Raw genomic sequence first — 14,437 nt, 5'->3', positions numbered from 1 at the left:
GGAGTCATTTCTGCCCCGGCAGTTCCACTGGCGCTGGAGCATCTCCCCCGGCACCGCGGCTGGCCAGCACCAGGGCTTTGGCCCGTCGCGCCACGTCGGCATCGCGTTCGCCCAGCAGCGCTACCAGCCGGGCCAGATGCGCAGCGCGCTGGGCATAGCCGGCGGCAAGCCGCTGGCCCAGGGTCATCGAGGACAATTCCTGGGCCTCGCGCCACGCCATCATCAGGGCACGCTCGAACAATCGCTGCCCGGCCTCGTCGGCGGTCCCGTCCGCGGTCGCGCCGAGCACGGCCACCGCATTGATCTGCGAATCCTCCAAGCCCATGGCCAGCTCCTCCAGCTGCCGGCGCGATTGCTGGACCGATCGCGAGCCGCGGGAGAACCTGGTCAGCTGCGTGCTCGCCCCGAGCAGGTACTGGATCACCTGGACCACATTGATCACCGTGAAGAACAGCATGAACACGAGCATCCAGTACAGCAACGTGGTGTTGTAGTCCGGCTGCTCATAGCCGGCCCGCTTGAGCACCACGGCGAAGTCCTCGGCCGTGCCGGCAACTTCCATGGCAGGATAGCTCGACTCGTAGATGCTTCCATGATCCCACCCGCCGGTCGTTCCCCAGGAGGCGGTTCCGCTGATGACCGCTCCGGAAATCAACCCGGGCATGATGCCCTTGCCGGCATCCGTGATCAGCAGCGGGATGATCGTCAGGTCCTCGGCCAGCTCGCCGTTGGAAGGATCCGCGCGATCAGAGTATTCGTCCTTGATCCGCAAGATCGCCGAGCGCACGCTCTCAGGTGTCGACTCGCGGAAGTCATAGCCTTCGACCTCCTTGATGTCCAAGTAGGCCTCCGCATCGCGCACCGCGACCAGGATCTGCTGCGGGGTGTCGAAGTCCTCTTCCATGTACCGGCGGATCTCTGCCTCATCTACCAGCTGCCCCTGGTCATCGATTTCAAGTTCCATCCCCCGGCCGGACCCCTCATAGGTGCGTTCGGGCTCGTTGGATATCGAGGAGACGATGAGCCCCGAGGCGATCAGGCTGGCCACCAGCAGGGCCGCGAGCAGTCCGGCGGTCCAGACCCGGCGCCGCTTGGACGGTTCATCGCCAGCTGCCTTGCGGGTGCCGGCGAAGCGGGCCAGCATGCGCTGCCAGGCTGCTCGTTTGCCCAGCGTCCCTCCGGCGACCTGGTCGGTCTGCATCGTGTCACCGAGCACCCCGCGGGCCAGCGCATTCGCCATGGCGATCTGCTGCAGCGCACCCTGCTTGGTTGCCGGCGGGAGCCCCAGGCTGGCGCGCAGCTCATTGTGCTGGCTGCCGATCTGTGGCACGTCCTGCTTCAGGCCCCGCGGATAGCGGCGCAGCCGGGTGGCGATTTTCCCGGCAAGCTTGGCCAGCCGCTTTTCGGCCTCGGACCAGCGCTCGATGGCCGTGCGCTGGCCGGTGTCGCCATGGGCGGTGTTGAGCAGTTCGCCCAGAGCGCTGCGGAAGTTCTCCAGATCCCCGCCGGCCACCATGGTGCCGGGAGCCGTTTCCAGCCGGATCAGCAGCGCCGTGGCAGCATCGTTGATCGGAGAGCTGAGCTTGTCGAAGGTGGACCCGGTGCCGGCCAGGCGCGCATGCACCGAGCCGGCACCCATCAGCGAGTCGGCCAGTTCCGTCAGCTTGCGCGCGTCGGCCTCGAAAGCGGCCAGTTGCTGCCCGGTGCTCTTTTCCAGGCACTCTGCGCGCGTGAACAGCGAGTGCACCAAGGGCTCTTCGCGGCGGGCGGCCTCCAGGGACAGGGATTCGAGCTGCCGCCACGCCTTGGTGAATCCGGCTGGGCGGCGCGATGGGTCGGTGGCTTGGTAGGTGGCTTCCAGCGCTTCGAGATCCAGGACCACGCGGGCCAGCTTGCGCTGCGCCGCGGCCAGCCGCCGGTGCCGGGATGCCCACCGGGAGCGGAAGCGAAGGGCGCTGGCCAGGAACGCGGCGGTGAGCATGGCGCTGGCGCCGACCACGGCAAACCAGAAGATCGCCGAGTTGCTGGGCGAATCATCCAGCAGCACGGCGGCGGTATGCGCGGCGGCCACCACCGCCTTGGGTCCGTGGCCTACCGACACGTTCTTGACGAAGGCATCCTCGATATCGAAGCGCAGGTCGGTGTGCGCGTCATCGGACGCGGCCAGATTCCGGTCCAGACCCACCCCGGAGAAGCGCTGCTCGGCATCGCTTTGCCCGGAATCCCGGTTGTCCATCTTGGTCGAGACGATGATCTGGTTTTCGGGCACTTCTCCGCGCAGCAGTTCATCACCCGTTAGCCAGCGTTCGGCGACGACCAGTTCCAGCGGGGCCGTGGCCCGCACTGGGTGCCGGGCCAGCTCGGCGTCCACCGTCTGCTGGGTGATATTGAAAGGGTTCTCGCCCTGGACAACCACTTTGACCTCATAGGGTGCCGGGACGTTGGCTGCCTGCACTGCCAGCACGGCGCGCACGCCCAGGGCCGTGGTCACCAAAGCCATGGCAATGGCGGCGATGGCAGTCCAATGGAAGGGGCGGCGCAGGCGCCGCCCGGTCGAATCATGCATCAAGCGGGCAGGCATCAGCAGGCCTCGCTTCCCGGCAAGAAATTTCTGAGCACCGCCATGGGATCATGCTCCAGCGCATCGGCGGCCGGTTGCTTGCCTGCCATCCGCTCACCCAGCCCTTGCGGGACCTTGAGCCGTGCCTGCCCGGCTTGCTCCAGCGCATCGCGCAGCACGCTATCGAGCTCGTCGCGCAGCTCCCATAGCCGCTCAAGGATTCCAGGAGCATCCTCCGCCCCGGTGCCCCGCCGGCCCACCCGGGTTCGCAGCAGCTGCAGCTCATCGGCATGGGTGATGATCACGGTGCGCGCGGCCTGGGCGCAAGCCAGTTGCCCGGCACCGGGAAGATCGAGGAACAGCGCCAGGTCCTCCAGCCGTGCACGGTGGTATTCGAAAATCCGGTTCCAGGACTCGCGCGAATCCCGTGGCCGTGCCGTGAAGGCATGGGCCAGCTGCACCGCGCCGCGCAGCAGCGAGAGCTCGTGCTCGCGGTCGCGCAGCTGGGCCAGCTGCGCTTCGGAGACCTGCTGTGGCTGCGGGGAATCCGGGTCCGTGTCCAGTGCGCGCAAGGCGCCTGGCTGGGAGCCGGCCCGTTGCCTTTCAAGTTCTGCCATCACCTGCGCCAAGCGGCTCTCCTGCGGCAGGCCGGGATTGGGCACCGGATGGCGGCCCAGGTAAATGCTTGCTCGCTGGATCCGTGATTCGAGCAGCTCGGCCTCCTTGTTGCGATCGGCGGCGGCTGCCTGCCGGGCCTTTCGGCGCTTGGCACGCCAGGCCCATGCGAGCAGGAATGCAATGGCCGCGGCGAGCGCGCCCACGGCGATCACCTTGGCCAGTGTCCGGTCAGGCGGTGCCTGCAGCTGCTGCGTGGTGGCCAGCGCGACGGCGGTGATCCCCGCGGTGTAATCCCCGGCGGCGAACTCTCCCTGCCCTGCCTCCAGGATCCGCTGCTGGCTTCCCGGTGCGGTTTCGCGCACGTCGCGCCCGGAATCCACGGCGATTTCCACCGGATCCCCGGCTTCCTGGGGAAGCATCACGCCGATGGCGATCCAGCCTTCCCCGACATAGCCCAGCGTCTTTCCGTTCTCCAGCCAGTCATCGCTCAGCGCGTCGCTGTCGCCGAACATCAGCATCCCGCGCACCAGCTGGCCGGCGCCCTTGAGATTGTTGGGTTCCTGGTCCACCCCGAGCAGGATTTTCGCATCTTGGCCATCGACAGCCGCCCGGACCTGATCCATGATTCTTTCTGAATCCACATCATCGAGCGCCGCGTCGGTGACCGCCAGATAGAAGTTCCCCTCTTGGGAGCTCACCGAAGGAATGCGGACGGTGCCTTCGTCTTCGGAATCCCCGCCGGGTGTCGCCGAGGGGTAGACCGGTGCCGGCGATGGCGCCTCTAATTGGGCGGCTTGCGCGCTTGTCAAGGACGGGATGCTGCCCGCGCCGAGGCCAAGTCCGAGGCAGACCGCGAGCATGCTTGCCAGCAGGGCCCTGCGTGGTACCGGCGGTCCGAGGCGGCGGGGACGAGTCATGGAAACTACTGTATCAACAGGGGTTCGACTAATCTGGCTTCACGTGGAACAGCACGCATCTACCCGGTCAGCGGATCCCACCTGCTCCCCACCTGCCAGAGCTTGTCCGGATTCGAAACCTGCAAGATCGTTCGGATGGATCCCTCGGCCACTTCGATCGCGACCACGTCCTGCCGGTCCGCCAGCCTGAAGAGCAACGCAGGCTCCCCATTGACTCGGCCCATGAAGACGGTTCGCCCGGGATTCTTCCGCTCCACGCCCATCAGGAAGCGGGCGATGCGATGCGCTCCGATCACCGGGTTCAACGCGGCCCTGACCTTGCCGCTGCCATCGGAGTAGAGCACCGCGTCCTCGGCCAGCAAGCTGACCAGTTCCCCGGCATCAGCCGCGCGGATGGCCTCAACGATCTTCGAGAGCAGGGCTGACAATTGACCCGATTCCCTGCTTGGCGCCCGGGCCTGCCCGAGTTTCCGGCTGGCCCGGCTCAGCAGCTGCCGTGCCGCCGCAGGCGAGATCTCCAGAACCTCGGCAATGCGCACCGAGGTATACCCCAGCGCATGGTGCAGTACGTAGGCTGCTCGGGATGGGGCCGAGAGTTCTTCGAGCAGGAAGAGCACGCCCAGGCGCAGCATCGACGCGGTGACGGCTGCATCCTCGGGAAGCTCCTGCTGGTCCACCGGCTCGGGTAGCCATGAACCGGCATACTCTGTCCGCTGGTGCTGCGCCGAGCGCAGGACGTCAATGGCCCGGCGCGTGGTCAGCGTGGTGAGGTACGCCGGCCAATTGCGCACCTGCTGCGCGGCCGCTGGATCGAGCTTGAGCAGATTCTCGCCCACTTCGCTGACGACGTCTTCGGCCTGTGCCCAGGCTCCGAGCATGTTGTAGGCCAGGACCGTCAGCCGGCGCCGCTGCGAGTTCCACTGCCCGAGTGCGGCAGATTCCCTTGGTTCTTCCACGCGCCTGATTCTACCTGCGGGTCCTGGCACTATCAGCGCACCGGGGGTTCGAGCTGGGTGGTGATAGCGATGCGGTTCCAGACATTGATCGTGGCGATGGCCAGGATCAGGTTGCCCACCTCTTCTTCGCTGAATTCTTCAGCGGCGCTGTTCCACACCTCGTCACTCACCCCGTGCTGCGGGTCCAGCCGGGTGACCGCGTCGGTCAACCGCAGTGCGGCACGTTCGGCATCGCTGAATAATGGCGAATCGTTGTAGGCGGCCACGGCAAAGAGCTTCGCGGCGGAAATCCCCATCTCCAGTGCGTCATGGGAGTGCATGTCGGTGCAGAAGGAGCAGCCGTTGATGATCGAGGCGCGCAGCTTAACCAGTTCGTATAGTTCCTTGGGCAGCGATTGGCCGGCATAGGCTTCCAGTCCCAGTACCGCGGCGTAGCCCTTCTTGTGGGTCTTGCCCAAATTCATGCGCATGCTTTGCTCCAGTTTCTTCGTCGTTTCCCGGGCAGTGTGCTGCCCTTCAAAAGTACGTCGGATCCGGAGCTTAAACTGTGACACCCCAAGGAAAACTTTTTCAGGAGTTTTCCTTGGGGTGTCCGCCTCAGTCGCCTAGTCCAGCAGCATCGCCGGTTCCTGCAGGATCGACGCCACGTCGGCCATGAAGCGCGCCGAGAGGTCGCCATCCACCACGCGGTGGTCGAAGGAGCCGCCCAGGGTGGTGATCCAGCGCGGGACCACTTCGCCGTCGATGACCCATGGCTTCTGGCGGATCGTGCCGAATGCAACGATGGCTACTTCGCCCGGGTTGATGATCGGGGTGCCGGTGTCGATGCCCAGCGCGCCGATGTTGGTGATGCTCAGCGAGCCATCGCGCATGTCCTCGGGACGGGTCTTGCCGGCACGCGCGGTGGTGGCCAGATCGTTCAGGGCGATGGCCAGTTCCTTCATGTTCAGGTTCTGGGCGTCCTTGATATTCGGCACCAGCAGGCCGCGCGGGGTGGCTGCGGCGATGCCCAGGTTCATGAAGCGCTTCTGGTGGATCTCGGCGCCGTTTGCGGTTTCCACCCAGCTGGCGTTCACCGAAGGGTTGCGGGCCGCCGCCCAGATCACGGCACGGGCCAGCACCAGCAGCGGCGAGACCTTGATGCCCTCGAAGTCGCGGGACTTCTTCAGGCGCTGCACGTATTCCATGGTTCGGCTGGCATCCACATCCACGAAGATCGAGACATGCGGTGCGGTGAAGGCCGAGTCGACCATGGCCTTGGCGGTGGCTTTGCGCACGCCGCGCACCGGGGTGCGTTCCACGCGGGCATCGGCCAGCTGGCCGTGGGCCCAATAGGTTGGCGCCGCTGCATGCTCGGCTTCGCGCTGGGCCTGGTAGCTATTGACGTCTTCGCGGGTGATCTCGCCCTGGTTGCCGGTGCCCACCACGTCGTTGATGTCGATGCCCAGCTCCTTGGCCAGCCGGCGTACCGGCGGCTTGGCCAGCACGCGGTCCACGAAGCTCGCCACCGCAGGCTTGCGGCGATCCACTTCGCGGGTCACCGCGGTGCCCAGGGACTGCGCGCGGCGCGAGATGGTCTCGGCCAAGGCGGAGCCGGAGGCGCGCACCGCTGCGGTTCGCGCACCGGCCGTCGAAGGAGCGGGGCGGGTGGTGCGTGCCCGGCGCACCGAGGCATCAGCGGTGGGGCCCGATCCGACCAGCGGGCCGGGTTCCTCCGAGGCCTGCGGTGCGGCGGTGCTCAGGGCTTCGGCTGCTTCGGGCACGCCGGTTGGAGGTGCCGCGTTGCCTTCTTCATCGATGGTGATCAGCGGGTTGTCCACGAGTACGGTATCGCCCTCGGCCGCGTGCAATGCGGTGACCACCCCGGCGAAGGGGCAGGGCAGCTCGACCAGCGACTTCGCGGTTTCGATTTCCACGAAAATCTGGTTGACCTCAACGGTGTCGCCCACCTTGACCTTCCAGGAGGCGATATCCGCTTCGGTCAGGCCTTCGCCCACATCGGGGAGATTAAAGACTGTCATTACTACTCCTTGGATTCCGCTTAGTAAGCGAAAGACCGGTCGAGGGCTTCAAGCAACTTGTCGATGTCCGGCAGGTACTGGGACTCCACCTTGGAAATCGGGTAAGGCATGTGGAATCCGCCCACGCGCAGCACTGGGGCTTCCAGCGAGAGGAAGGCGCGCTCGGTGATGCGGGCCGCGATTTCGCCGCCCAGGCCGCCGAAGGTCGGCGCTTCGTGGGTGACAATCAGCCGGCCGGTCTTCTGCACCGATTCGGTAATGGTGTCGAAATCGATCGGCGACAGCGAGCGCAGGTCGATGACCTCGATGGACCGGCCATCTTCCAGCGCGGCATCAGCGGCAGCCAGGGCGATCGGCACCAGCGGGCCGTAGGCGACGATGGTCGCGTCGGTGCCCGGGCGGACCACCTGCGCCTTGAAGGCATCCAGCGCCGGGGTTTCGGTATCGACCTCGCCCTTGAGCCAGTAGCGGCGCTTGGGCTCGAAGAAGATCACCGGGTCCTGGCAGCTGGCTGCCTGCTGGATCATCCAGTAGGCGTCATGCGCGTTGGACGGGGTGATGATGCGCAGGCCCGCGGTGTGGGCGAACAGCGCCTCCGGGGATTCGGAGTGGTGCTCGATGGAGCCGATGCCGCCGCCGTAAGGGATGCGGATGACTACAGGCGTGGTCAGACGCCCCTCGGAGCGGGCGTGCATCTTGGCCAGCTGGGTGGTGATCTGGCTGAAAGCCGGGAAGACGAAGCCGTCGAACTGGATTTCCACCAGCGGGCTGAAGCCGCGCAGGGCCATGCCCACGGCGGTGCCGACGATGCCGGCCTCGCCCAGCGGCGAGTCGATGACGCGGTGCTCGCCATACTTGTCGATCAGCCCGTCGGTGATGCGGTAGACGCCACCGAGGCGCCCGATGTCCTCGCCCATCAGCAGGGACTTGCCATTGGACTCCAGCACCTTGTCCAGGCCGCTGGTAATGGCCTTGGCCAGGGTCATTGTGGTGGTCATTTAGTGCTCTCCCTCAGCCGCATCGGCGAATCCTGCTTCGTATTCCAGATGCCAGGCCAGTTCTTCCTGGATCAGTGGATGCGCTTCGGCGTAGACCTGCTCGAAGGACTTGGCCAGCGGCGGGACAGGGAAGGCCATGGCGTCTTCGCGGACCTTGGCAGCCATCGCATCAGCGTCGGCGGCCAGCTGCTCGAAGTAGGCGTCGTCAACCAGGTTGTTCTCGCGCAGGTAGGTTTCCAGGCGGATCAGCGGGTCCTTCGGGGCCCACTGGGCCTCTTCTTCGCTCATGCGGTATTTGGTTGGATCATCGGCGGTGGTATGCGCGCCGAGGCGGTAGGTGACGGCCTCGATGAGGACTGGGCCCTTGCCGCTGCGTGCGTGTTCCAGGGCCCAGCGGGTGACCGCCAGAACGGCCAGCACGTCGTTGCCATCCACGCGCACTCCCGGCATGCCGTAACCTGCGGCGCGGTTGACCAGCGGCACCTTGGACTGGACCTCGAAAGGAACGGAGATCGCCCACTGGTTGTTCTGGCAGAAGTAGACCACCGGTGCGTTGAAGGAGCTGGCGAAGACCATGGACTCATGGGTTTCGCCCTCGGTGGAGGAGCCATCGCCGAAGTAGGCGACTACGGCGTTGCCCTCCTTGGCGCGACGGGCTTCATCCCAGCCGCGCTGTTCCATGTTCAAAGCCATTGCATAACCGGCGGCATGCGGCATCTGCGCGGCAAGCACCATGGTGTACATGTGGAAGTTGTTTTCCCGGGGATCCCAGCCGCCTCCGGAGATGCCGCGGAACAGGCGCAGCATTTCGGAGAAGGAGACATCGCGGGTCAGTGCCACACCGTGCTCGCGGTAGGTGGGGAAGATGTAGTCGCTTCGGCGGGTGGCACGGCCGGAACCGATCTGCGCCGCTTCCTGCCCGCGCAGCGGAACCCAGAGGCACAACTGGCCCTGGCGCTGCAATGCTGTGGCCTCTTGGTCGAATCGACGGGTCAATGCCATGTCGCGGTAGAAGCCGCGAAGCATGTCATCATCAACGTCACCCAGATACGCATCGTACGTTCCATGGGACTGACGCTGGCCGTCCGGAGTCAGGATCTGAATCAGATCCGGCTCCGTCGCCTCGGTCGCAGCACGCGTCATTTATCATCCTTCGGTCATAAATATGCCCCACACGGAATACATTCCGCATGGGACATATACGGCTTGTCTAATTTCTAAGCCTATAGGCACTGACCGCTAAAACGCGAGAAATCAGCACCAGTTGCCCCTATGCCAGGTCTAGTGATTCCTTGCACAGTTCAATAAAACGATCGTTTGCTTCAACTTCGCCGATGGAGACGCGCACTCCTTCGTTCGAGAAGCCGCGCACCGACAGCGCCACGGCGTTTGCCCGCTCGACGAACTCATCGGTATTTTCGCCCAGCGGAAGCCAGACGAAGTTCGCCTGGGTGGAAGGAATCTTCCAGCCCTGCCCGGACAGGGCCGAGGCAACTCGTTCGCGTTCCATGACCAAGCCCTCAACGCGCTCAAGCACCTGGTCGATGTGGGCCAGCGAAGCGACCGCGGCATCCTCGGCCACGCTGGAGACGGCAAACGGGGTGGCCACTACGCGGATGTTATCGGTGATCTCCGGGTGAGCCACCGAGTAGCCCACCCTGAGATTCGCCAGGCCGTGAGCCTTCGAGAAAGTGCGCAGGAGAACCACATTTTCGTTCTCGTTGTAGGTATGGATGCCATCCACCGATTTCTCGTCGCGGACGAACTCGGTGTAGGCCTCATCCAGGACAACCAGCACGTTCTTCGGAACCCGTGCCAGGAAGTCATCGACTTCGGCCTGGCTGAGTACCGGACCGGTGGGGTTATTCGGTGTGCACAGCAAGATGACTGAAGTATTCTCGTTCACCGCTGCGATCATGGATTCCAGATCGTGGCGCCCGTCTTCCAGCAACGGGATTTCAACGGGCAGCGCACCGGCAGTCTGCACGAGGATTGGGTAGGCCTCGAAGGAACGCCACGCATAGATGACTTCATCCTGGATGCCGTCTTCGTTCTGGCCCGCGAAAGCGTTCAGGATCTGCACCAACGCGCCAAGGGAACCGGCCCCGGTCACGATGTCTTCCGCAGGAACGTCCAAGTACTCGGAAAGTGCTTCGCGCAGCTTGGTCGATAGCGGATCAGGGTAGCGATTCAGGCTGGACTGCTCCACGACCGCCCGATGCACAGCGTCCAAGGGACCGAAGGGAATTTCATTCGATGACAGCTTGTAAGCTCTCGCGCCTTCAATAGGGGCAGGCGGCTTGCCCGCAGCGTATTTGGGCAAACGTGCAACTACAGAGCGTGGCTGCACCTGATCTTGGGTCACCGGGTTCTCAGTCATACCTCAAAGCCTAGCCCTCACTAAGGGTTTAGCGATATCTCCGGTTCATCCTAATCCCAGATTTCTATGCCAAAGTTAAGGCATGAGCTTTCTGATTCGAGTCATCGTCAATGCGCTTGCCCTCGCCGCCGCCGTCTGGATTGTGCCCGGCCTCAAGATCGTCGCGGCCGGCGAAGGTGCAGTAAGCACGGTCATCGCCTATTTGGCGGTTGGCGCAATCTTCGGATTGGTCAACGCCTTGGTCCGTCCGATCGTCAAGCTGTTCTCCTTGCCAATCACCTGCCTCACCTTGGGCTTGTTCACTATCGTGATTAACGCCCTGATGCTCCTGCTGACTTCATGGCTGACGACCTTCACCCCGATTGAACTGGTCATCGAGCAGTTCTGGTGGGATGCCATCGCCGGCACGATTATCATCTCCATCGTCTCTGCGGTCCTCGGATTGTTCGTCAAGAGCGAGAACGAGTAAGCGGTATTCGACGCAGTACAAGAAGAGGACGGCATCCGACAGGTGCCGTCCTCTTTCGTTAATATCCGATTCGCCGCCCCCGATCAGCGTCCCATCTTCTGCCCTGATCCACAGCACCATTCATCAGCACGGTGATACCCGGTGATGCTGATCCGGCCGGCTGGTTGCAGTTCTTGAGCGCTTTAGTGGCGTGGTGCCATGTGCTTGAGCCGCTCCTTGTCTTCTTCCTTCAAGGGCGGACGTTCTTTTTGCTTGCGCTCCAGCTTGAACATGCGGATTTTCAGCGGGGATTGGGGAAGATAGAACTGCTTCAGATGCTCTCTGATTTCCAGTTTCGGGTCCTCATCGAGTTCCAGGAGGTGGTCACCGTAATTCTTGAGATGATGCGACGGGCCAAAGAGCCCGTCTTCGGGCAAGATGTCCTGCATGTGCTCGCGCGGACCTGGGAAAGTGGTGGTGTAATGCTCGCCCTTGCGGGGATTGGGTCCGCCATCGGTGCCGGGCACCATATCTTTTCGGTCTTCTACGGATAGGCAGCGGATATCCTCTGGCAGATCAATAGTGCCGATGGGAGAACCAAGGGTCAGCACCTTGTTCAGCTTGTACTTGCGCTTCAAGAACTTGTTCTTCGTCAGCTGGGCTACGTGAATGCCTCCTTGCGAGTAGCCGGAGAGGATTACTTCATCGCCCTCTTTCGCTCCGCTGAGCCTTAATGCTTCATCGAGCGGTTCCACAAAATTCTCGGATTCCACCCCGAAGCCGTCAGCGATGCCTTCCGGGCCAAAAGGCGAAGGAACTTCGGCGTCATCCTGCGTCCCCGGAAAGAGCGCGATATAAGTATCATCGTCAGCTTCGACGATCATGATCTTTCCGTTGTTCTCCGTGCCTTCGCCCTCCAGCTTTTCGTGCAGCTGGAAATAGCTTCTCATCTTGCCATCCAGTTCAACCGTCTGAGCTGGATCTTGCCCTGCGAGCTCTATTTCGGTATTCCGGTTTGACCCCAGCAGCCGCATAATCCGCGACAGCGACTTGGCGGTACCTTCGATTTGCTCGGTCAAGGTCATATTCGGCGCCAAGGGCCAGTGCGGGATGTAGGACATCAGCAAGCGCAAAAAGGTCTCCATGCTTTCCCTCGGCGGACGCCAGCCGTTATCGCGGGTCTTGGATATGAAGTCCCCGACCAGTACTGCGCTGGTGCTTACGAGCATCATCCGTTCAACTGCGGCTTCGGCAACCTCATAATTCCGCATGGCCGCAGAGACCTTTCCGGTAAGTTCGAACGCTGTGATTTCGCCTTCCCTGGCCTGCTGATAGCTGTCTCTGATCAAATCGCCTAGATGCCCGATGCCATAGCCCCTGGCTTCAATGCCTGCCGCCATGCACTGCAGATTCAGGTCCCCCTGGCAACTGTCCGCAGCCTGCGCGGCCCTGAGTAAAGCGTCGGATATGCCATTGATGTCGCGAGCAACCCGCTGGCAGATTTCCCCTGCCTGGGCGTAATCCGGCTCGTTGTAATTGACTTCATATCCCATGGCTACGAGGCCATTCTCTGGTTCATGATTTGCGCTTCGAGGTTTTGGATCTCACGCATGGCAACCCCCAAGTACTCTTCAGCGTTGTTCAGCTCGCCATTGAGCATTTCCAGTCGCTGGCTCAGCTCCTCAACATTGTCTAGAAACGCCTTGCCAGCCTTTGAATTCCAAGTCAATGCCCGGATTGAACCCAACTGTGCGATGGCAAACTTAGTGGTTTTCTGGGCGTCATCGAGCTGACTTGCCACCGTCAGCAGCGTCGCTTGAAACATCATTTCCTTGCTCCGCATCCTTGAGAATTTGTCCACCATCATGGACAGCAACAATGGGGCACCAGCACGTTTGGCGACCGGTTGTGGAAACAGCAGTGAAGTAAAAGATGTGATGTAGCGCCGAGGATGGAAGAATATGAGTATGGCTGAGATTGCGCGCACTTCCCTTGCTAATGAACCACTGGCTTTGACTGCCCTCGACGGACGCTACCGCAGCGCCGTGGCACCGCTGGTCGACTACCTTTCCGAAGCGGCTTTGAACCGCGATCGCGTTCACGTTGAAATTGAATGGCTGATCCACTTGACCGATAACTCCGTTCTTCCAGGCACCTCCCCGCTTTCTGCGGAACAGAAGGCAGCACTGCGCAAGATCGTCACCGATTTCAACGCTGATTCCGTGAAGGAACTGGCAGAGATCGAAGCTGTCACCGTTCACGATGTGAAGGCTGTCGAGTACTACATCGCTAACCGCCTGGAAGCGATCGGCATTGGCAACCTCAAGCCGCTGGTGCATTTCGGTTGCACCTCTGAAGACATCAACAATCTGTCCTACGCTCTGGGCGTCCAGGGTGGCGTGCAGCAGGTATGGCTGCCGGCAGCCCGCGACCTGGTGGCACAGCTGGCCAAGATGGCCGAGGACTCCCGCGACGTGCCGATGCTCTCGCGCACCCACGGCCAGCCAGCCACCCCAACCACCCTGGGCAAGGAACTGGCAGTTCTGGCGTGGCGCCTGACCCGCCAGCTGGACCGCGTAGAGAAGACCGAGTACCTGGGCAAGATCAACGGCGCTACCGGCACCTATGCTGCCCACTACGCTTCGGTCCCTACCGCTGACTGGCAGCAGATCTCCAAGGGTTTCGTTGAGCACCTGGGCCTGACCTGGAACCCGCTGACCACCCAGATCGAATCCCACGACTGGCAGGCAGAGGTCTACGCAGACATTGCACGCTTCAACAGCATTCTGCACAACCTGTGCACCGATGTCTGGAGCTACATCTCCATCGGCTACTTCGCGCAGATCCCAGTGGCCGGCGCCACCGGATCCTCGACCATGCCGCACAAGGTCAACCCGATCCGCTTCGAGAACGCAGAAGCCAACCTGGAGATCTCCAACGGCCTGCTGAACACCCTGGGTTCCACCCTGGTCACCAGCCGCTGGCAGCGCGACCTGACCGACTCCTCCTCGCAGCGCAACATCGGTACCGCCATCGGCCACTCGGTGCTGGCAATCTCCAACGTTGCCAAGGGCTTGGATCGACTGTCTGTCGCCGAAGCCGTGCTGGCTGACGACTTGGACCACAACTGGGAGGTCCTTGCAGAGGCCATCCAGATGGTCATGCGCGCCGAGGCTATCGCCGGTGTCGAAGGCATGGACAACCCCTACGAGCGCCTGAAGGACCTGACCCGCGGCCACCGCGTGGATGCGGCCCGCCTGAAGGAATTCGTTGGCGAACTGAGCCTGTCGGCTGAAGCCGAAACCCGCCTGCAGTCGCTGACCCCGGGCAGCTACAACGGCATCGCTTCGCAGCTGGTTGACCACCTGAAGAAGTAATCCGGAGGCGCAAGTTTCCCGAACGGCAGATTAAATGAGTTCCGCCCCGGAGCAATGGACTGCTCCCCAGAAGTTGGACTGAGAAATCAGAACAATCTTCTGGGGAGCAGTCCACAATTCCGGGGCGGAACTTTTTAATACAGGGCACCCGTGGCTGCTTCG

At 62.9% G+C, this 14,437-nt stretch carries 12 protein-coding genes; 2 read left to right on the top strand and 10 right to left on the bottom strand.

Translation table 11 applies throughout. The features are described 5' to 3' along the window. Positions 1 to 4: 4 nt before the first annotated feature. The 8 genes from ACIOTN_RS08035 to ACIOTN_RS08000 form a co-directional block, all read right to left on the bottom strand. Positions 5 to 2,581, bottom strand: coding sequence for a hypothetical protein (locus ACIOTN_RS08035; RefSeq protein ID WP_402735102.1), 2,577 nt, complete (start codon positions 2,579 to 2,581; stop codon positions 5 to 7). Further along, a complete protein-coding gene (locus ACIOTN_RS08030) occupies positions 2,581 to 4,095 on the bottom strand; it encodes a hypothetical protein (protein ID WP_402735101.1) in 1,515 nt (504 codons plus the stop codon). The genes ACIOTN_RS08035 and ACIOTN_RS08030 overlap by 1 nt, the downstream gene beginning before the upstream one ends. 59 nt (positions 4,096 to 4,154) lie before the next feature. Further along, positions 4,155 to 5,051 carry a sigma-70 family RNA polymerase sigma factor gene (locus tag ACIOTN_RS08025; RefSeq protein ID WP_402735100.1) on the bottom strand — a complete coding sequence of 299 codons (897 nt, stop codon included), beginning with the start codon at positions 5,049 to 5,051 and terminating at the stop codon, positions 4,155 to 4,157. A 32-nt stretch (positions 5,052 to 5,083) separates the two neighbouring features. Continuing rightward, positions 5,084 to 5,521 (bottom strand): carboxymuconolactone decarboxylase family protein, encoded by a 438-nt coding sequence (locus tag ACIOTN_RS08020; RefSeq protein ID WP_332489305.1) that lies wholly within the window; start codon positions 5,519 to 5,521, stop codon positions 5,084 to 5,086. A 135-nt stretch (positions 5,522 to 5,656) separates the two neighbouring features. Next, positions 5,657 to 7,072 (bottom strand): dihydrolipoamide acetyltransferase family protein, encoded by a 1,416-nt coding sequence (locus ACIOTN_RS08015; protein ID WP_332731564.1) that lies wholly within the window; start codon positions 7,070 to 7,072, stop codon positions 5,657 to 5,659. Positions 7,073 to 7,092: 20 nt separating this feature from the next. Beyond that, positions 7,093 to 8,070: an alpha-ketoacid dehydrogenase subunit beta gene (locus ACIOTN_RS08010; RefSeq protein WP_133834092.1), complete on the bottom strand. Its 978-nt coding sequence runs from the start codon at positions 8,068 to 8,070 to the stop codon at positions 7,093 to 7,095. Next, complete coding sequence (gene pdhA / locus ACIOTN_RS08005; RefSeq protein WP_105656216.1) at positions 8,071 to 9,213, bottom strand: pyruvate dehydrogenase (acetyl-transferring) E1 component subunit alpha; 1,143 nt, start codon at positions 9,211 to 9,213, stop codon at positions 8,071 to 8,073. It lies immediately after the preceding gene. Positions 9,214 to 9,340: 127 nt separating this feature from the next. Further along, positions 9,341 to 10,450: a histidinol-phosphate transaminase gene (locus ACIOTN_RS08000; RefSeq protein WP_332489307.1), complete on the bottom strand. Its 1,110-nt coding sequence runs from the start codon at positions 10,448 to 10,450 to the stop codon at positions 9,341 to 9,343. A gap of 82 nt (positions 10,451 to 10,532) precedes the next feature. Here ACIOTN_RS08000 and ACIOTN_RS07995 point away from each other — a divergent pair, with 82 nt between their 5' ends. Beyond that, on the top strand, positions 10,533 to 10,919 hold the full coding sequence (locus ACIOTN_RS07995) for a phage holin family protein (RefSeq protein ID WP_105656214.1): 387 nt from the start codon (positions 10,533 to 10,535) through the stop codon (positions 10,917 to 10,919). 182 nt (positions 10,920 to 11,101) lie between these two features. Here the strand turns inward: ACIOTN_RS07995 and ACIOTN_RS07990 are convergent, their stop codons facing one another. Both ACIOTN_RS07990 and ACIOTN_RS07985 read right to left on the bottom strand, forming a co-directional pair. Continuing rightward, positions 11,102 to 12,451, bottom strand: a complete 1,350-nt coding sequence (locus tag ACIOTN_RS07990) for a hypothetical protein (protein WP_402735099.1) — start codon at positions 12,449 to 12,451, stop codon at positions 11,102 to 11,104. Between the two features lie 2 nt (positions 12,452 to 12,453). Continuing rightward, positions 12,454 to 12,885, bottom strand: coding sequence for a hypothetical protein (locus ACIOTN_RS07985; RefSeq protein ID WP_133834095.1), 432 nt, complete (start codon positions 12,883 to 12,885; stop codon positions 12,454 to 12,456). Between ACIOTN_RS07985 and purB the strand changes: the two genes are divergently transcribed. Then, positions 12,866 to 14,275: an adenylosuccinate lyase gene (gene purB / locus ACIOTN_RS07980; protein ID WP_402735098.1), complete on the top strand. Its 1,410-nt coding sequence runs from the start codon at positions 12,866 to 12,868 to the stop codon at positions 14,273 to 14,275. The two genes, ACIOTN_RS07985 and purB, sit on opposite strands and share 20 nt — an antisense overlap. Positions 14,276 to 14,437: the final 162 nt, after the last annotated feature.

The sequence above is a fragment of the Glutamicibacter sp. NPDC087661 genome, from assembly GCF_044743275.1.
GTDB lineage: Bacteria > Actinomycetota > Actinomycetes > Actinomycetales > Micrococcaceae > Glutamicibacter.
This window is presented reverse-complemented; position numbering and strand designations above follow the sequence as displayed.

Coding starts and splice junctions, on each gene's coding strand:
- ACIOTN_RS07990 (WP_402735099.1), bottom strand. CDS start 12,451: ATGGGATATGAAGTCAATTACAACGAGCCGGATTACGCCCAGGCAGGG.
- ACIOTN_RS08030 (WP_402735101.1), bottom strand. CDS start 4,095: ATGACTCGTCCCCGCCGCCTCGGACCGCCGGTACCACGCAGGGCCCTG.
- ACIOTN_RS08015 (WP_332731564.1), bottom strand. CDS start 7,072: ATGACAGTCTTTAATCTCCCCGATGTGGGCGAAGGCCTGACCGAAGCG.
- ACIOTN_RS08010 (WP_133834092.1), bottom strand. CDS start 8,070: ATGACCACCACAATGACCCTGGCCAAGGCCATTACCAGCGGCCTGGAC.
- purB (WP_402735098.1), top strand. CDS start 12,866: ATGGCTGAGATTGCGCGCACTTCCCTTGCTAATGAACCACTGGCTTTG.
- ACIOTN_RS07995 (WP_105656214.1), top strand. CDS start 10,533: ATGAGCTTTCTGATTCGAGTCATCGTCAATGCGCTTGCCCTCGCCGCC.
- ACIOTN_RS08035 (WP_402735102.1), bottom strand. CDS start 2,581: ATGCCTGCCCGCTTGATGCATGATTCGACCGGGCGGCGCCTGCGCCGC.
- pdhA (WP_105656216.1), bottom strand. CDS start 9,213: ATGACGCGTGCTGCGACCGAGGCGACGGAGCCGGATCTGATTCAGATC.
- ACIOTN_RS08000 (WP_332489307.1), bottom strand. CDS start 10,450: ATGACTGAGAACCCGGTGACCCAAGATCAGGTGCAGCCACGCTCTGTA.
- ACIOTN_RS08020 (WP_332489305.1), bottom strand. CDS start 5,521: ATGCGCATGAATTTGGGCAAGACCCACAAGAAGGGCTACGCCGCGGTA.